We start from the raw sequence: 18,552 nt of genomic DNA on the forward strand, positions 1-18,552 counted from the left end.
CTTATGCTTACGAAGTCAGTTTTGCTTCGCAAAACTTTAAGGAGGTGCAAGATGGTTTTCATAGGAAGCCTGCAGCAGCTTGGCAGAGCATTTATGCTGCCGATGATTGTGCTGCCGGGTGCAGCCATATTTTTGAGCTTAAGCAAGCTGCCTTGGGCGTACTTCGGTCTGCCAGGTATGGAAGGCTATTTATTAGCTGCAAGCGAAACGATTTTTACGTTTTTACCATATATCTTTGCGCTTGGTATATCGCTTGGTTTAACTGGTAATGCGCTCGCAGCGGGGATGGCTGCCCTCGTAGGAATGATGATTTACAGCGGAATTACAAGTACTGCCGAAGTGCCGATTGAACCAACTGTGCTTATTGGTACGTTCATTGGAATCATCGCTGGTGTTAGTCATGAGAAGTTTAAAAGTTTGAAATTACCGGAATACATACAGTTTTTTGGCGGTCCTAGATTTGTACCGCTATTTGTAAGCGTAGTTTGTTTACTATTTTCTATAGGTATGATCAACATCGCGCCCTATTTGCAAAAGATGCTTGTAGAGCTGGGGGATATCGTCGCGTCGGGCGGAGGATTCGGCATCTTCTTGTACGGCTTTGTACATCGGATTTTGGTAGTATTCGGATTGCATCATTTGGTTAGCCATGTATTCTGGTTTCAAATTGGCGGCTACGAGACAGCGACCGGACAAATGGTTTACGGTGACCTGCCGAGGTTCTTCGCAGGTGATCCTACAGCAGGCGTGTTTATGGCCGGTTTGTACCCAACAATGATGTTCGCATTACCTGCAATTGCGTTTGCGATTATTCATGAAGCGCGTGAGGATTTGAAGCCGAAAATCCGGAAAACATTCATGTATGCAGCACTTGCCTCTTTTTTAACAGGTGTAACCGAGCCGGTAGAATTTGCATTTTTGTTTGTAGCACCGTATTTGTACGTCGTTCATGCATTTTTGTCAGGTATTATTATGTGGGTTACCTATGAGCTTGGTATAAAGCATGGGTTCTCTTTCTCCGCTGGAGCCATTGATTTTGTCATTAATCAGCACTTGGCGACTCGTGGATGGCTTATCATTCCGATAGGCATTGTAGTCGGTTTTATTTATTACTTCTTATTTCGCTGGGCGATACGCAGGTTTCGAATTCCGACTCCTGGCCGTGAGGAAGGCTCACAGCTTGATGAGTGGGCAGGTGATATTCCTTATCGCGCACCGCTTATTTTACAAGCGATTGGCGGCAAACAAAATATTGAAAAGATGGAGTCCTGTATTACAAGATTGCGGCTTAAAGTATCCAATGATAAGCTGCTTGATATAAATGCGTTACGAAATTTGGGCGCAGCTGGTGTTATTAAGCTAGGCGGCGGACATGTTCAGGTCGTATTCGGCACATATTCTGAGCTTATCCGTGAAGAAATGATTAAGACGATACACCGGGATCAAGCACAAGTGTTGTTTCATTCTCCGATGCAAGGCCGTATGATACCGCTTGATGAAGTGCCGGATCCGATCTTTGCGGGCAAGCTTGTGGGACAAGGCGTCGCTTTTATTCCGGAGAAAGGCGAGCTTGTGTCTCCTGTCAAAGGAAAAGTGATTATCATTTATCCAACGATGCATGCGATCGGTATTCTTACCCCGGAGGGGCTAGAGGTACTGCTTCATATCGGTATCGATACCTCTGGTTTGGCGGGCAAAGGATACTTTAATGCTCTTGTTAAAGAAGGGGATGAAGTTACGCCAGGCATGATGCTCATCAAATTTGATTTGCAACGAGTTCGAAAGGAGAGTAAGTCCCTTGCTACTCCAATGGTAATAACAAATTCTGATCTGGTTCACTCATGGCGGTTTGCGCCGTTCAAAGCGGTGAAAAAGGGGCAGTCCTCGGTATTGTCTGTTGTACTTAAAGAGAGAAACGGTGGAGGGGAAACACAATGATTCAAGGAATAGGGGCGTCAGCAGGCATAGCGATTGGGAGATCGTTTGTGCTTCCGAATTGGGAATGGGAGTTACCGGAGCAAAAAATCGATGTAGCGGATTTTGCTCGAGAGTTCGAACGTGTATACGAGGGTATTCGTACTTCAAAGTCCGAAATTGAGCAGATTAAGGATGATCTGCGAGATGTTGTCGGATCCGAAGAAACACATATTTTCGATGCTCATATAGCCATTTTGGACGATCCTGTCTTTATGAATGAAATACAAGGTATTATCCAACGCCAGTACAAAGCAGCTGAAGTTGCTGTTAAAGAAGCTATTGACCATTTTGTAACGATGTTTGATCTGCTTGATGATGAGTATATGAAGGAAAGGGCATTAGATATTAAGGATGTTGGCAATCGGTTACTGAAGCATCTGCTAGGTGCTCCGGAAATTACACTTCCATCGGATACGCAGCCCTTTATTCTGATTGCCAAGGAATTGTCTCCTTCGCAGCTCGCACATATTAATCCTCAGCATGTACTTGGCATTGTGACACTTGCAGGCAGCAAAACATCACATTCAGCCATTATGGCTAGAGCGCTCGGAGTACCACTTGTTGTCGGTGTTGAGAATAAGCTAGAAGAGCCTATTCAAACGGGGCAAACGATTATTATTGATGGTAATGATGGTACTGTGTTTATTAATCCTATCGAGCAAATCATTAATTACTATACTGAACTGCACACTCATCAATCAGAGGCAAAGAAAAGGCTTCATGGCATTGCCGGCCATCGCCCCGTAACGCCAGATGGAAAAAGGCTGGAGTTAGCTGCTAATATAAGCTCCTTCAAAGAGCTGGAAATTGCGATGTCCAGCGGGGCACATGGTGTTGGTCTGTTCCGGACAGAGTTTTTGTATATGGATCGGAACCGATTCCCGAAGGAAGATGAGCAATTTGAAGTATATCGAAGTGTGGCCGAACGTCTCGGAGGGGAACCGCTAGTTATCCGAACTCTGGATGTAGGGGGGGATAAACAGCTGGATTATTTTGAACTTCCTGAGGAAGACAATCCTTTCCTTGGCTATAGAGCCATTCGGATATCGTTAGATCGAAAGGATCTATTCAAAACGCAGCTGCGTGCTATTTTGCGAGCGAGTCACTACGGTCAAGTAAAGCTTATGTATCCACTCATCTCATCCGTTGATGAGGTGCGTGCTGCTAATGCTATATTAAATGAAGCGAAGCTTGAACTCGAAGAGGCAGGTTTTCCCTATGATAAAGGGATGAAGATCGGAATCATGATCGAGGTGCCAGCAGCGGTTATGATTGCTGATTTGCTTGCGGAAGAGGTTGATTTCTTTAGTATTGGCACTAATGATTTGGTTCAATTTACTTTAGCTGTGGATCGGATGAATGAGGAAATCGCACATTTGTATGAGCCCTTTCATCCAGCCCTGATTCGAATGTTAAGAATGACGGTTGAAGCAGCTAAACGGAGCGGCATAACCGTTGGGGTCTGCGGTGAGCTTGCGGGAGATTTAAGAGCGCTGCCGATTTGGCTTAGCTTGGACGTGGATGAGCTCAGCATGTCCTCGCACTCGATTTTGCCAATAAAGGAAAGACTTCTGTTCACTTCTCAAATCGAGAGCAAAGATGTATTTCAGCAATTACAAAACTGCCGTACGAGCACTGAAATATTGGAGCAATTAAATGGTTTTATGGGGCGATTAGACAAAAAAACAGCGAATGGTTAACCCATTCGCTGTACTAGTGCATCGACAAATGCTTTCGCATAGGGAGGAAGATCAGGTGGACGGCGTGCAGAAATGAGGTTTCCATCGACAACGACGGCTTCATCGAACCATGTCGCTCCTGCGTTTTCCATATCATCCCGAATGCCAGGCGTTGATGTTACTTTACGACCTTCGAGAATTTTGGCTGAGATGAGTACCCATCCAGCATGGCATATTTGCCCAATCGGCTTGTCAGCTGCATTCAGCTCTTGAACGAGCTGCAGCACTTTTGGATAGCGGCGCAGCTTATCGGGTGCCCAGCCTCCAGGAACTAATAAACCGATAATATCATTGCTGTTTACTTCATTGAAGGATAGATCAGCAACTGCAGGTACACCGTATTTGCCAATATGTGTTTTGCCTTTCTCAGGACCAGCGTATAGTACGGTCGCACCAGCTTCGCGTGCTCGGTATACAGGATACCATAGTTCCAAATCCTCGAATTCGTCGTCTAGCAAGCAGATGACGGTTTTATTTTGTAACGGCATATTATCCCTCCATCTATTAAAGATCCCTATTATTGTATCGAAGGAGAAACAATGAAGCAAACAAAACGTAATTCAAAATCATTTTCATATCTAAGACTGCTGCGGTTTTTACCTGCGATTTCTTGGATGGCTATCATATTTATGCTATCTTCACGGACTGGTGACGAGATCAATACTATGCTTCCTTTCTTTCAAAAGTTTCTTCCTTTCATGGAAGGTTTTAATTGGGGGCACTTTGTTTCCTACTTTATTCTTGCCATTACGATTGACTATGGAATTGGCAAAAGGGCTGACCGTTTTTGGATGAAGGTCATCATCGTACTTATTTGCGGATTATATGGAATTACGGATGAATATCACCAGTCCTTTGTTGGAGGTAGAATGCCAGACCCAATAGATGTGCGGAATGATCTAATTGGTGCAGCGATTTGGACTGCTTTGTCAGCGGTGCCGCAAGTGCGGAAAATTTGGAGAAAAATAGCAACATAATTGGCAGCCTTCAAGCGTTTCCGAGCGGGATTTTAGTAGTAAAAATTACAAGGAAGAGCAAGCAGGAATTTGTGCGAAAATAGTCGAATCATTTATACATTATAACTCTGAAAGCTATGCTTCGTAACGATAGCTGCTACTAAGAAGGAGTGGACCACTTTGCATAAGAGTTGTCATTGTGGCGACATCATGAAGATGAAACTACGCACAGTTATTTATTCAGGGAAGGTAGAGATCGATAACGTTCCCATCTTTTCTTGCTCAACCTGTAATCGGAGTGAAGTGTTTCCAGAGGTTAAGCCGGATTTATCAGGATTAATCGCAAAATTAGGTGCTCTTCCAGATAAACAAACTTTTCTATTTAATGAATGCAATGAGTGGGCTAATTTATTGGTAGAGGCTAAGGCAGACAAACTACAGACAGATCAATCGGCCTTCGAGAGATTGATTGAGCAGCGAATCAATAAGCTTCTTGATTTGTACTTGCTCGCTCAAACTCTTAATGATGAATCATGGATTGCGGATTTGAAAAAGAGACTTGAACAAATAAGCCGTCGAACACTGCTTACATAGTTGTTCAGATTATTGTTTTTTCATGTCGCTGAATTGAGCGAAACATGCGTCAACATTGCGAAAAAAAATTTTTTGTCGTATGATAACTCTAATATGCGTCGTGCGTAAATATAAAATCTGAGCTAATGGAGAGAAACACTGTGACGGTAACCATTTATGATGTAGCAAGAGAAGCAGGAGTATCAATGGCTACGGTTTCTCGGGTTGTGAACAATAATCCCAATGTGAAACCAGCAACACGCAAAAAGGTATATGAAGCAATAGAACGACTAGGATATCGTCCAAATGCTGTAGCAAGAGGTTTGGCAAGTAAGAAAACAACTACTGTGGGCGTAGTTATTCCTGACATTTCAAATGCTATCTTTGCCGAAGTAGCACGTGGAATTGAAGATATCGCGAATATGTATCATTATAATATTATTTTATGTAATGCGGATAAGAAAAAAGATAAAGAAATCCGTGTTATCAATACGCTGCTTGAGAAACAAGTAGACGGCTTATTATTTATGGGCGGAGCAGTAACTGAAGAACATTTGCAAGCATTTAAGACAGCTAATGTACCAATCGTACTTTGTGCGACTTCAGATGAGAGCGGTCAAATTCCATCTGTTGATATAAATCATGAGGATGCTGCATTTGATGCAGTACAAAATCTTTATGAGCAAGGACATAGAAGAATTGCAATGATCAGCGGAACGCTGCAAGACCCTTCAATTGGCTATGCAAGATTCCAAGGTTACAAGCGTGCGCTTGAAGCAGTTGGTATTACCTATGATGAAACATTAGTTCGTACGGGCAACTACCGCTATGAATCAGGTGCAGAAGCGATGAAGTACTTTATTGAACTGGACGAGCGTCCTACAGCAGTATTCTCCGCGACGGATGAAATGGCGATCGGTGCTATTCATAGCATTCAAGATTCCGGCTTGAGAGTTCCTGAAGATATTTCGGTTATTAGCGTTGATAATAGTCGTATGGCATCAATGGTTCGTCCACAGCTTACTGCTGTAGCACAGCCGATGTATGATATTGGTGCAGTATCTATGCGTTTGTTAACTAAGCTGATGAAGAAGGAAAATGTGGATCAATCAAAAGTTGTCCTACCGCATGAGATTATTTTGCGTCAATCGGTTGGAGGAATATAAAAGAAATGTCATTTAATAAAATCGGGATTATAGGCGCTATGGCGGAAGAAATAGAATTGCTGCATGAGCAGGTGAACGTAGCGTCTGAGGTGACAAAAGCAGGCATTACATATTATGAAGGCACACTTCATGACAAAACGATCATCTATTGCAAATCGGGTGTAGGTAAAGTTAATGCTGCTGTCTGTACACAAATTTTGCTAGATCTCGGAGCTGATTGCGTTCTATTCACAGGTGTTGCCGGCGCAGTTGATCCACAGCTGAATATTGGTGATATCGTCGTTTCTACGAGCTGCGTGCAGCATGATATGGACTGCACTCCACTAGGTTTTGCTCTTGGAACGATTCCTTTTCACCCAAGATCAGAGTTTCCTGCTGATGAACGATTAATCGAACTCGCTTCAGCTGCGAGCAATCGATTATTCTCAGGACGTAGTCTGCAAGGAAAGGTGCTTTCAGGCGATCAATTTATTGCTAGCCGTGAGTCGGTCAAGCTGCTCCATGAGACGCTGCAAGGCGCATGTGCGGAGATGGAGGGCGCTTCGGTAGCTCAAGTATGCGATATGAATAATATACCATTTGTCATTATTCGTTCGATGTCTGACAAAGCGGATGGGTCGGCTCATGTTAACTTCGCTGAGTTTACAGTAACAGCCTCCAACAATTCATATCAAATTATTGATGATATACTGCAACATATTTAACCATACAAAGAACCAGCTCTGATGCCAGCATCAGAGCTTTTTTTGATATTGTACTGGAGCTGGATACGTAGGTAGATTTATAGATCCTGAATAACGATGTTTTGGGTTAAACGATTTTTGTTCGTTATTTCTGTACGTCTAGGCATCGGTGCAATGTCAGCTTGATCGTCCATCCAATGCGTTGGGAGCTGGTTGGGGCTAATCGATTCCCAGCGGTCCAGCCAGCTGTCTGGAAGTCGTGCTTCTTCTCCGGCAGCAATAGCACGAGCAATAGGATGGTTAATCATCGTAAGCCAAACTAAAGACCATGCCCGCGGAACGACGCGGAAAATATCATAGCCGCCTCCGCCAAGAGCGATCCAGCGGCCTTCGGTAAAGGTATGCGCTAATTCATGTATAATGGCGGGTATTTCAGCATAGATTCGCATGCTGCAATGAATGTGGGAGAGCGGATCAAACGCATGGGCGTCACAGCCGTGCTGACTAATGATGATGTCTGGTTGGAAGGCTGAGATGACTTTGCGTAAAGTAATATTGAAGCTCTCCAGCCAAGATTCATCTTCTGTATAAGGCTCAAGAGGTACATTAAAGCAAGCACCATGCCCGTGGTCCGTACCTTTCTCATGAACGTAGCCGGTTCCGGGAAACAGAAATTTGCCTGTTTCATGTATCGAATAAGTACATACGTCCGGATCATCGTAGAAAACCCATTGGACACCGTCTCCGTGATGGACATCGGTATCAATATAAAGCACTCTGGCCCCATATTTTTGACGGATATGTTTAATGGCGACGGCTGCATCGTTATATACACAAAAGCCAGAGGCGCGATCAGGGAAGGCGTGATGCAATCCGCCGGCTAGATGGTAGGCATGCTTCGTTTGACCGGTCATAACGAGCTCTGCGGCGGTCACAGAGCCACTGACGATGGACATCGCGGCTTTATGCATCCCAGGGAAATAGGGTGTATCCTCTGTATGCAGTCCAAATTGTTCTGCTAGCACATGACTATCGTCAATGTCGGTGTCCTCGCTCAATTGTTTAACAGCCGCCAAATAATCAGTTCTATGTACGAGCGGCAACAGCTCTTCCTCGGAATAATCGACGGGAGTCACGAAATGCTCCTCCACCTCAGACAAAGCATGAACTTCTTTAAGCAGATCAATCGTTAAAGTTAGACGCAGCGGATCGAAAGGATGCTCCTCACCGAATTTATATCCGCTAGCATCCGAATGATAGATGAAAATAGAGTCAGAAGCCATTCCTATCCTCCTTAAGGTTTGCGAAGCAAACCAACTTCGAAAGCATCAGCTTAATACATAAATCGTTGACGAAAGCGCACGCGGTCAAAGTGTTCGACGGAGCTCAGCGGAACCTCTGTCCCAATTCGGACCATTAGACAATTCGCGGGGTGGGAGCATATTTCGGGATCATCAGTAGCAAACCAGATCATTCCGACCGCTTTCATCAAGTTTTCCATCATTTTGCGATAGTCCCATACATTTAACTTCGTACCCTCAAGATCCCAATGCCAATAATATTCCGTTGTGAATACAATCATATTTTCTAATTGTTCCTCGGCGAAGGCAAGCTGAATCATACGTTTTCCTAAGCCGCAGCCGCGATAATCATCTGCTACTTCTATAGCGCCGAGCTCGATGAGATCAGTCATTCCGCCCTCGGACCAGCGCTCCAACTCGTCTGCATAATGGAAGGTGACATAACCAACGATAACGGAGCCCTCGCGTGCCAAAATAATTCTTCCTTCATCTAAACCGGCGATTTCAACAAGCGCAACATGCTGCTCCTTTGGCCTGCGGAATGCATCTAGTGATTCATGGATCGTCATACTAGCTAGTCGATCTGGCGGTACGGGTCCTTCCAAAATAAGTTCGCGACTGGTGTCCAAAACGAGCTGTTCTCGCTGCAAACGCTTTCGGTGTTCCAAGGCTGCCCCCCCTTTGCTGTTAAATTCATCTTAAAACATAAATCTCTAATACTCTTTATAACAAACATTTTAGTAAATGAAAAGCATAGTCGAATAGAAAAAGGTTATGTTATAATAAGTTTGGCGGTTTATCAAGGGATGAGCTTGTGGAGTTCAGCTTGTATGCCTCAAGATTTGACTCCATACTGAAAGCGTATTCTTTAAAATCAGAAACCTAGATTTGATGGGAGAGTGATAGTATGATCAACTTACATCAAGAACGAATTCCAGCGACAGCGCAAAATTCGAACTTACCGAATTATGAAGAAGCAGTTAATTCTTTTGAATGGAGCCAGATCGAAAGTCAATTTAGTTGGTATACGACTGGGAAAGTGAATATGGCTTATGAAGCCATTGATCGCCATGTTGAGCAAGGAAGAGGAGCCAAGGTCGCTCTATACTATAGTGATAGTGAACGCGATGAATCCTACACTTTTGAGCAACTGAGCAAGCAATCGAATCGATTTGCCAATGTTTTGCGGAACCTAGGTATTACTAAGGGAGAGCGTGTATTCATCTTCATGCCGCGTTCACCGGAGCTTTATCTAAGTATTCTTGGCGCATTGAAGATCGGTGCTGTTGTAGGACCGCTTTTCGAGGCTTTTATGGAGACGGCGGTAAAGGACAGACTTCAAGACAGTGAAGCTACAGCAATTATTACAACTCCTGCATTATTAAAAAGAATTAAAAGAGATGAGCTTCCGAATCTGAAGCATGTAATCGTATTCGGTAAAGATTTAGAGAATGAAGAGGGAATTATCGATTTCGCGAAAGTAATGGCTGATGCTTCCGATGAGGCCGAGATTGAATGGCTGGATCGCGAGGATGGTCTCATTTTACACTATACATCTGGCTCAACTGGTAAACCTAAAGGTGTCTACCACGTCCAAAATGCGATGGTTCAGCATATGTATACAGGACAAATTGTACTCGACTTGAAAGAAAATGATATATACTGGTGTACGGCTGATCCAGGCTGGGTGACCGGAACATCTTATGGTATTTTTGCACCATGGCTTAATGGGGCAACAAATGTCGTTCGCGGCGGGCGTTTTAGTCCAAGTGATTGGTATAGTGTCATTCAGAAATATAACGTTACTGTATGGTACAGTGCACCTACTGCGTTCCGTATGTTAATGGGCGCGGGGGACGATATATCACAGCAGTTTAATCTTTCAAGCTTGCGACATGTCCTAAGCGTAGGAGAGCCGCTGAACCCCGAGGTCGTAAGATGGGGCATGAAGGTTTACGGTCAACGCATTCATGACACTTGGTGGATGACAGAGACTGGCGGTCAATTGATTTGTAACTACCCGAGTATGGATATTAAGCCAGGTTCAATGGGCAAGCCGTTGCCAGGGGTCAAAGCTGCTATCATTGATGATAGCGGGAATGAGGTTCCTCCATATCGTATGGGTAATTTGGCGATTCAAGTTCCTTGGCCGTCTATGATGCGTAAAGTATGGAATAATCCATCTAAGTATGAGGAGTATTTCTATATTAAAGGCTGGTATATTTCCGGTGATTCAGCGTATATGGACGAGGATGGCTACTTCTGGTTCCAAGGGCGTATAGATGATGTCATTAATACTGCAGGCGAGCGAGTCGGACCCTTCGAGGTAGAGAGCAAGCTTGTTGAGCATCCAGCAGTCGCAGAAGCAGGAGTTATTGGTAAGCCTGATCCGATGCGTGGAGAGATCATTAAAGCGTTTATTGCACTGCGCGAAGGCTATGTGGCTTCAGATGAATTGAAGCTTGAGATTTCGCAATTTGTAAAAATAGGTTTATCCGCTCATGCGGCGCCAAGAGAAATCGAGTTTAAGGATAAACTTCCAAAAACACGAAGCGGCAAAATTATGCGTCGAGTGTTGAAGGCTTGGGAGCTAAACCTGCCGACAGGCGACCTGTCTACGATTGAAGACTAAGAAAACAATGAGAAAGAGGCTGTCTCCAAAAATTAGGAGCCAGCCTCTTTTTTTCAATTACTATGTCCATTCTTGTTTATCACTTACCGTTGAAATAATTCTACTCGCTCGCCCTCTGGTCCGCTTATGAAAAAATATTGATAGCCGTTAGGGAGCACAGTGATATCCTCGTCTATGAAGGTAACGTTCAGTTGCTTTAAGCGATCGAACTCTGCATGTACATCAGATACAGAGACTGCAAAATGATGCACTCTTCCTTCAGTAGGAAGGCTGTCGTTGTAACCTTTGATCAACTCAAGCTCCGTTTCGTCGGAATCGCCAAAGCCGAGAAAAGCGAGTTCAATGATACCGTTTGTATGCGGTGTTCTTCCTTTAAGTTCAAATCCGATAATCTCCGTGTAAAAAGTAATGGAGGCTTCAAGATCTTTTACCATAACTCCAACATGATCGATACGTTTTTTGGTCATTGTTATTATTTCCTTCCTAGTGTGGAATATGGAATATTAGCTAACTGATCGTTTGCTTCGAGGAGGGCTTTGACTGGCCGCTCGCGTTTTCCGATGTCACGTAAAACGAGCCAGTGATAAGCGGTGCAACATACTCGAAGCTTGTTTCTGAGGTAGATCCGATCTTTGAAAATTTTCCATCGTTATTTGCGCTGTAGTATATATGATATTGCGTTACTTGGTCAGACACACTGTTAGAAGCCCATGTCAAACGTACGCTAAGATCCGTTTTCGCAGCTTTTAAGTTCGTTGGAGCTGAAGGAGCTGTTGTAGCTGACCCGTTTCCACTAGAATTGCCACCGTCCTCAGGTAGACCAGGTAACCCAGGATTCACAGGTGTGTTACCATATTGAACAAGCTGACTTGGTGCTGATTCTTTCCCGACTACATCAACGGCTGTCACGTAATAAGTGTAGCCCTGAGCGTTAGAAGCGTTAAGCTTCATCCGTTTGTCCGCACCCAGCGGAATAGATTCGCCGTGCTTCTCGTATGAACCTTGATTAGCCGCTCGATACACACGGTATCCTACGACATCAGCAGCGGTACTATCGTTAAATGTCAGAATGAACGCCCCATCCGATGACTGCAGCTTAACACTTGCAGGAGGCGGTGGGGCAGCCCCGTCATCGACACGAGGGTCAGGCTTAGACGGCGCATTATTTGATGCATCCGCAGGCAGGTATACACCAAGTGGTCGACGGCTGCTAGCCGGCAGTTTCTGCTGAGCTGCCTTAATCTCATCCATTAGGACATCTAATGGTTTTTTACGTTTAATTACGATTTGTTCCTTAACCATATCATTAGGAGTCGCAGGGTTAGGAACGTAGTTCACGCCATTGTAAGTAATGTAAGACATCTTAACAAGGGCATCGTCTGTTTTCTTAGGTATATCCTTTTTGTTAAACCAATCGGTTACAAACATGCCTGATTCCTTCGTCAATTGGCTTGGAAGCAAGCCGCTTGCGCTGGATACGGTAGCTTTGACTATGCCAGATGGACGTTCAAATTCCTTCGTTACGAATACGTCTGGTTTCTTTTCGGCCATCTTATTCATAATTAACGCCCAGATTGAACGAGCCCGTGTTTTACCTTTTTCGGATAAGGAGTTAACTTGCTCCTCATAACCGGCCCAGACCCCTAAAGTAATATCCGGCGAGAAGCCCATGAACCATACATCACCGTAGCTTTGTGTGGAACCTGTTTTGCCGGCAATCGGAATTTCTCCGTATTTATCAAATTGTGATTTCAGTTTGTTTGCAGAACCGCTTCTGCTTGAAATAACGGTCGACAACATATCTGTCATCAAAAAGGCACTTTGCTCCGAGAATACTTGTTTGGGTTCTTGTTTGTGCTCGTATATCGGTTTTCCGTTTGCATCTGTAATTTTTGAGATCATGTAGGCATCGTTGAAAACGCCTTTGTTCGGAATTGCCCCGTATGCATTCGTAAGCTCTTCTACGGAAACGCCGATGCTTAATCCGCCAATTACACCGGTTTGTGCATAAGCATCTTCCGGTTGAAGCGTTGTAATGCCAAGTTTTTTGACAAATGACCATGCATTCTCGATTTTGACTTCCTCATTGAAAATTTTCAAAGCTGGCAAATTCAATGAGCGGTTCAATGCTTCACGCGCTGTAACTAATCCCGCAAATTTACGGTTTACGTTCATTGGGATATGGAAGCCCTTCTGACCATCCTTGAGTACAATTGGTGCATCATCAATAATGCTAGCGGGCTGTATGATGCCCATATCTATGGCTGGAAGGTAGGCCGCTAATGTCTTCATTGTCGAACCTGGCTGCCGTGTCATCTGTGTAGCATAATTTAGCTGCTCTTCATAGAAGTCACGACCTTCGAGCATCCCTAATATAGCACCTGTTTTGTGATCCAGCATGACAGCTGCGATCTGCTCAAGACCTTTTTTCTCACTGTACGGCGTGAAGTTTTCATCGTTTGTTCCGATCTCACGCATAAGCTGGTAGATATCTTTGTCAATCGTTGTATGGACGTGGTATCCTCCGCGAAGCAAATGGTCGCGTGCTTCTTCGATAAGAGGTGCGTTTTCTTTTTTACGTAAGTCAGCTTTGGTTAAAGTAGAATCCTGTGCCATGAGCATAATCTCGGCGGCTTGACGCTCTGCTTCAAGCATCAAATAAGGATAAGTTGTATAAGCCTTTTCAGTAGGCTCAGCCAGCGTCTTCCTTATATCGAATTGGAGCGCTTCGTCATGCTCCTGCTTGGTGATGCGTCCTGTTTCGAACATACGCTTCAATACCGTTTTTTGACGTCCAAGCGCCAAATCGAAGCCTGCTTGATTAAATTGACCTTTGCCCGTAAACGCGGTATAGGCAGATGGTCGCTGAGGCAGGCCGGCTAAATAAGCAGACTGCGCAATGTTAAGCTGGTTTAGATCCGTGATGCCAAAGATACCTTTGGCAGCTGCTTTGATACCAAACAAGTTGTAGCCGCTAGAACCGTTTCCGAAAGGAACTTTATTCAAATAAGCTGTTAAAATTTCCTTTTTCGTTAAGTAACGCTCCATGCGCAGAGACAAAAATATTTCTTTAATTTTACGACTGTCTGTTTTGTCCAAACTTAGGAATACACGACGTGCAAGTTGTTGAGTAAGCGTACTTCCGCCTGTTTGTATATCCTCGTTTAAAACCTTTTGTTTCACCGCACGACCAAGTCCATTGATGTCTACGCCGTTATGTTCAAAAAAGTTATTATCTTCGATGCCAAGGACGGCATTAATAACTTTTGGCGGCAAATCATCATATGTAATAATCATTCGGTCTTCTGACGTTCTTAGCTGTCCGACAAGTGAAGCATCATTGAAGTAAACAAATCCGGTTATTGCATTTTCGCCGACTTTCTCTTCAATAACGGATCGTGGCCGTACATCTTCGTCTTTCACAGTTGCTGCCACATAACCCGTTACTGCTCCGCCAGCAAGCAATCCGATGAAAATTCCGAAATATACCATCCATTTTACTGTTATTAAGGTTACGATTCCAAAAGTACGCCATCTGCTTCGTTTCACTGGCGTAGGTTGATGATCCTCTTGCATTCCTATGACTCCTCCTCCAAATAGCACACCTATTATAACATAAATCGATAAAGCTAGGCATTTTTTCGTATGAATTGACTTCACAGCATTGCTATGGTATAAATTCAATAATGTTTTATCTAATCAATGCTTTGAAGGGCACGAGTAGACAGCGAATCGTATTATCAGAGAGCCGGTGGGTGGTGGAAACCGGTATGCGCCGCTTGTTGAATTACCGCCTGGAGCTAAGTGAAGGAACCGTATGCTGATCTAATCAGCCGTAGTAGTTCACTTCGGAGCCCGTCTCCGTTATCAACAACGAAGTGAGAGTACCTCTTTTTTTTCATTAAAAAAGGCAGGCGTACTCTAACGAGGGTGGTACCGCGAGCTAATCCTTCTCGTCCCTTGGGGCTGGAAGGATTTTTTATGTCTATATAGACGCATACAAAGGAGGAAAAGTTCTATGGTAAAGTGGGAAAGTTTAACGAAGGAGCAGCAAAGTGAGGTTGAGCGCCAGCTGGCCGTCATTCGCCGCGGTGTCGTGGAGATTGTACCTGAGGATGATCTGAAAAACAAAATTGCGAACGCAGTCGCGACAGGTACGCCATTAAATGTGAAGCTAGGACTTGATCCTTCTGCACCTGACATTCATATCGGCCATACGGTTGTTCTGCATAAGCTGCGCCAATTTCAGCAATTGGGCCATCAAGTTCAGCTGATTATCGGAGACTTTACAGGCAGAATTGGTGATCCTACCGGGAAATCGGAAACACGGAAACAGCTGACTGAAGAAGATGTGAAACGAAATGCGGAAACTTACCAAAAACAAATTTACAAAATATTAGATCCACAGCAAACAAAGCTTTACTATAACTCGGAATGGCTTGCGCCGCTTAATTTCGCAGATGTCGTTAATCTAGCTGGAAAAGTCACGGTTGCGCGTATGATGGAGCGAGATGATTTTAATAAGCGCTACACGACAGGCTTGCCAATCAGTATCCATGAGTTTTTCTACCCGTTAATGCAAGGTTATGATTCCATTGCGCTTAACTCCGATGTGGAGCTTGGGGGAACGGATCAGACATTTAATCTGTTGATGGGCAGAACCTTGCAGAAGGAATACAATAAACCGGGACAAATCGCGATTACAACGCCTCTAATTGAAGGATTAGACGGCGTAAATAAAATGAGCAAAAGCTTAGGTAATTACATCGGTATCGATGAAGAGCCAAACCAGATTTACGGTAAATCTATGTCGATTCCTGATGAACTTATGCTTAAATATTACGAGCTTGCTACCGATTTAAGCATGGAGGAGCTTGCCGCATTGAAAACAGGTCTAGCTGATGGCTCTGTACATCCACGCGATGCGAAAATGCAGCTTGCAGCGACATTTGTACGGATGTACCATAGTGAAGAGGCTGCCCAAGCAGCAGAAAATCATTTTATTACGGTCTTTCAGCAGCGTGCGCTGCCAGATGATATTGAAGAGGCTGCAATATCTCCTGAGCACTTGGATAATGGTCAAATTCGAATCGTGAAGCTCCTTACGGTGCTTGGCTTACAGCCAACAAGCAGTGAGGCGAGAAGAAGCGTGCAGCAAGGAGCAGTACGTATCAACGAAGAGAAAATTATGGATATCAATGCTGATATTACTCCTAAAGATGACGACGTTATTCAAGTCGGAAAACGTAAATTCATAAAAATTAAATTAATTTAATTGTTCTAATAAAGCTTGTTGAATTGATAAAATTCAACAAGCTTTATTTTTTTTCGAAACAAAAAAGCGTTTTCGACGTATTAAATAACGGAAGCTTTTACAAGATGTGGATACTATGAGAGGGGGAGGAAGTTGGAGACGCTATTTATGTCATGTCTAGTTTTCGGAATTCTATTTGCGCTCGTCAGCATTATTTTTGGAGATTTGATTGGGCAAGCGCTCGATGGAGCACTCGATTTTTTATCGTTAGACGGTCATTCATGGTTGTCACCGACTGCGCTGGTGGGCGGGATTACTGCGTTTGGCGGAGCAGGGATTCTACTTGAGCGTTACACGGCCTTTGGCTCGATTGCTGTCGTAATTATTTCTTTGTTAATTGCACTCCTAGCAAGCACAGCTGTTTTTTTTCTGTACATTAAGCCGATGGAGGAAAGTGAAAACTCAATTGCCTTTTCGCTTAATGATTTGTCCGGTAAGCTTGGAGAGGTGCTCGTATCCATTCCCGCACATGGTTATGGAGAAGTAATGGTTAAGGCTGGAGCCGGGAATACGAACCAGATTGCAGCAAGCTTCGATGGAAGTGAGATCGCAGGCGGCTCGAAGGTAGTCGTTGTTGAGGTAAGGGATAGTACGCTTTATGTTTCGGAAGTTAATTTATAATAAATGATGCAGCTGAAAGGGGAAAACACAATGCCAGATATTTATATTATTCCAGCTATTGTTGTCGGAGTTTTTATCATATTAGGTCTTGCATTCTGGGCGCGCTACAAAACAGTCAGCCCGGATGAGGCAATGCTCGTAACAGGCTCATTTCTAGGTACACGAAATTCGAGCACAGACGACTCGGGTCGAAAGGTGAAAATCATTAGAGGCGGAGGCGCGTTTATTCTTCCGGTATTTCAGAAGGCTGAATTTCTATCATTATTATCACATAAGCTGGATGTGTCCACGCCAGAGGTGTACACGGAGCAAGGCGTTCCTGTGATGGCCGACGGAGTGGCGATCATTAAAATAGGCGGCGCAGTTGAGGATGTAGCGACGGCAGCAGAGCAGTTTTTGGGCAAACCGACTGAGGCGCTTAAGGGTGAAGCGCAGGAAGTATTGGAAGGACATTTGCGCGCTATTCTAGGTTCTATGACGGTTGAAGAGGTTTATCGAAACCGTGATAAATTTGCGCAAGAGGTTCAAGGGGTTGCTGCAAAGGATTTGAAGAAAATGGGCCTACAAATCGTTTCTTTTACAATTAAGGATTTAAGAGATAAGCATGGATATCTAGATGCACTTGGTAAGCCGCGAATTGCTGCAGTCAAGCGGGACGCAGAAATTGCGGAAGCGGAAGCGATACGGGATGCTAGAATTCAGAAGGCGCTTGCTGCTGAGGCTGGTCAAAAAGCGGAGCTCGTGCGAGATACAAATATTGCTGAGGCAGAGAAAGAAAAGGAAATGAAGGTAGCTTCATTTAAACGTGATCAGGATACAGCCAAAGCGGAAGCGGATCAGGCGTATTCGATTCATGAAGCTCGTGCGAAGCAAAGTGTAGTTGAGGAGCAAATGAAGGTCGAACTCGTGCGCAAGGAACGTGAAATCGATCTCGAAGCGAAGGAAATATTACGTCGCGAGAAGCAATATGATGCTGAAGTGAAGAAAAAAGCGGATGCTGACCGTTACGCGGTTGTTCAAGCGGCTGAAGCGAATAAAGCGAAGCTTCTAAACGAAGCAGATGCTCTGCAATATCGTATTGAAGCGGAAGCAAAGGCGCACGCTACACAGAAACGATTGGATGGCTTAGCTGTTGCGGAAGCAGAGAGAGCGAAGGGAACAGCAGATGCAGATGTTATTCGTCTTCGCGGATTAGCAGAAGCGGAAGCGAAAGAGAAATTAGCTGAAGCCTTCGAGAAATTTGGAGAAGCCGCAATACTAGATATTATTGTGAAAATGTTACCTGAACTTGCTGGCAAAATAGCAGAGCCTATAGGCAATATTGATAAGCTTACCGTTGTTGATACGGGGAATGGTGAAGGGGCTGCAAGAGTAAGCAATTATGTTACCTCATTAATGTCTACTGCGCCGGAGATGCTGAAGAGCGTATCGGGTATTGATGTAAATGCAATTATAAAAGGTCTTACGACTAGAGGAATTGAATTACCGGCTGCTAGCAAAACCGTGGATATTAGCGCTGCCGCTGCAGCAATTAAACACCCTGATTTGTCGCAATAATGTTAACAGAAAAAAAACCTTGAACCAAATGGT

At 44.2% G+C, this 18,552-nt stretch carries 15 protein-coding genes and 1 other annotated feature; of the genes, 10 read left to right on the plus strand and 5 right to left on the minus strand.

Annotated elements, in window-relative coordinates:
- Nucleotides 1-51: 51 nt before the first annotated feature.
- Both AC0YN6_RS00800 and ptsP read left to right on the plus strand, forming a co-directional pair.
- The gene (locus AC0YN6_RS00800; protein ID WP_475744423.1) at nucleotides 52-1,938 is read left to right on the plus strand and encodes a glucose PTS transporter subunit IIA; all 1,887 of its coding nucleotides are present in this window, start codon (nucleotides 52-54) and stop codon (nucleotides 1,936-1,938) included.
- Nucleotides 1,935-3,677 carry a phosphoenolpyruvate--protein phosphotransferase gene (ptsP, locus tag AC0YN6_RS00805; protein WP_475744425.1) on the plus strand — a complete coding sequence of 581 codons (1,743 nt, stop codon included), beginning with the start codon at nucleotides 1,935-1,937 and terminating at the stop codon, nucleotides 3,675-3,677. The genes AC0YN6_RS00800 and ptsP overlap by 4 nt, the downstream gene beginning before the upstream one ends.
- Here the strand turns inward: ptsP and AC0YN6_RS00810 are convergent.
- Entirely contained in the window at nucleotides 3,674-4,204 is a 531-nt protein-coding gene (locus AC0YN6_RS00810; protein WP_475744427.1) for a type 1 glutamine amidotransferase domain-containing protein, read from the minus strand. The two genes, ptsP and AC0YN6_RS00810, sit on opposite strands and share 4 nt — an antisense overlap.
- A 51-nt stretch (nucleotides 4,205-4,255) precedes the next feature.
- Here AC0YN6_RS00810 and AC0YN6_RS00815 point away from each other — a divergent pair, with 51 nt between their 5' ends.
- The 4 genes from AC0YN6_RS00815 to AC0YN6_RS00830 all read left to right on the plus strand — a co-directional run bounded on the left by AC0YN6_RS00815 (nucleotide 4,256) and on the right by AC0YN6_RS00830 (nucleotide 7,115).
- On the plus strand, nucleotides 4,256-4,693 hold the full coding sequence (locus tag AC0YN6_RS00815) for a VanZ family protein (protein ID WP_475744428.1): 438 nt from the start codon (nucleotides 4,256-4,258) through the stop codon (nucleotides 4,691-4,693).
- Between the two features lie 189 nt (nucleotides 4,694-4,882).
- Nucleotides 4,883-5,266, plus strand: coding sequence for a hypothetical protein (locus AC0YN6_RS00820; RefSeq protein WP_475744429.1), 384 nt, complete (start codon nucleotides 4,883-4,885; stop codon nucleotides 5,264-5,266).
- A 140-nt stretch (nucleotides 5,267-5,406) separates the two neighbouring features.
- Nucleotides 5,407-6,411 carry a catabolite control protein A gene (ccpA, locus tag AC0YN6_RS00825; RefSeq protein WP_475744432.1) on the plus strand — a complete coding sequence of 335 codons (1,005 nt, stop codon included), beginning with the start codon at nucleotides 5,407-5,409 and terminating at the stop codon, nucleotides 6,409-6,411.
- Nucleotides 6,412-6,416: 5 nt separating this feature from the next.
- Entirely contained in the window at nucleotides 6,417-7,115 is a 699-nt protein-coding gene (locus AC0YN6_RS00830) for a 5'-methylthioadenosine/adenosylhomocysteine nucleosidase (RefSeq protein ID WP_475744433.1), read from the plus strand.
- Between the two features lie 77 nt (nucleotides 7,116-7,192).
- Here the strand turns inward: AC0YN6_RS00830 and AC0YN6_RS00835 are convergent, their stop codons facing one another.
- A complete protein-coding gene (locus AC0YN6_RS00835) occupies nucleotides 7,193-8,377 on the minus strand; it encodes an acetoin utilization protein AcuC (protein ID WP_475744434.1) in 1,185 nt (394 codons plus the stop codon).
- A gap of 50 nt (nucleotides 8,378-8,427) precedes the next feature.
- Entirely contained in the window at nucleotides 8,428-9,063 is a 636-nt protein-coding gene (locus AC0YN6_RS00840) for a GNAT family N-acetyltransferase (RefSeq protein ID WP_475744435.1), read from the minus strand.
- 239 nt (nucleotides 9,064-9,302) lie between these two features.
- On the opposite strand from AC0YN6_RS00840, the gene acsA reads away from it, so the two are divergent.
- Nucleotides 9,303-11,027 (plus strand): acetate--CoA ligase, encoded by a 1,725-nt coding sequence (gene acsA, locus AC0YN6_RS00845; RefSeq protein WP_475744436.1) that lies wholly within the window; start codon nucleotides 9,303-9,305, stop codon nucleotides 11,025-11,027.
- A gap of 83 nt (nucleotides 11,028-11,110) precedes the next feature.
- Here acsA and AC0YN6_RS00850 read toward each other — a convergent pair whose 3' ends face one another.
- Nucleotides 11,111-11,494, minus strand: a complete 384-nt coding sequence (locus tag AC0YN6_RS00850; protein ID WP_475744438.1) for a VOC family protein — start codon at nucleotides 11,492-11,494, stop codon at nucleotides 11,111-11,113.
- 40 nt (nucleotides 11,495-11,534) lie between these two features.
- Entirely contained in the window at nucleotides 11,535-14,603 is a 3,069-nt protein-coding gene (locus AC0YN6_RS00855) for a transglycosylase domain-containing protein (protein ID WP_475744439.1), read from the minus strand.
- 122 nt (nucleotides 14,604-14,725) lie between these two features.
- Nucleotides 14,726-14,991, plus strand: a binding site (T-box leader).
- Nucleotides 14,992-15,045: 54 nt separating this feature from the next.
- Between AC0YN6_RS00855 and tyrS the strand changes: the two genes are divergently transcribed.
- The 3 genes from tyrS to AC0YN6_RS00870 all read left to right on the plus strand — a co-directional run bounded on the left by tyrS (nucleotide 15,046) and on the right by AC0YN6_RS00870 (nucleotide 18,519).
- A complete protein-coding gene (gene tyrS / locus AC0YN6_RS00860; protein WP_475744441.1) occupies nucleotides 15,046-16,302 on the plus strand; it encodes a tyrosine--tRNA ligase in 1,257 nt (418 codons plus the stop codon).
- Between the two features lie 132 nt (nucleotides 16,303-16,434).
- Nucleotides 16,435-16,962: an NfeD family membrane protein gene (locus tag AC0YN6_RS00865; protein WP_475744442.1), complete on the plus strand. Its 528-nt coding sequence runs from the start codon at nucleotides 16,435-16,437 to the stop codon at nucleotides 16,960-16,962.
- Between the two features lie 30 nt (nucleotides 16,963-16,992).
- Complete coding sequence (locus tag AC0YN6_RS00870) at nucleotides 16,993-18,519, plus strand: flotillin family protein (RefSeq protein ID WP_475744443.1); 1,527 nt, start codon at nucleotides 16,993-16,995, stop codon at nucleotides 18,517-18,519.
- Nucleotides 18,520-18,552 lie beyond the last annotated feature (33 nt).

This window comes from Paenibacillus sp. J22P15 (assembly GCF_056269345.1).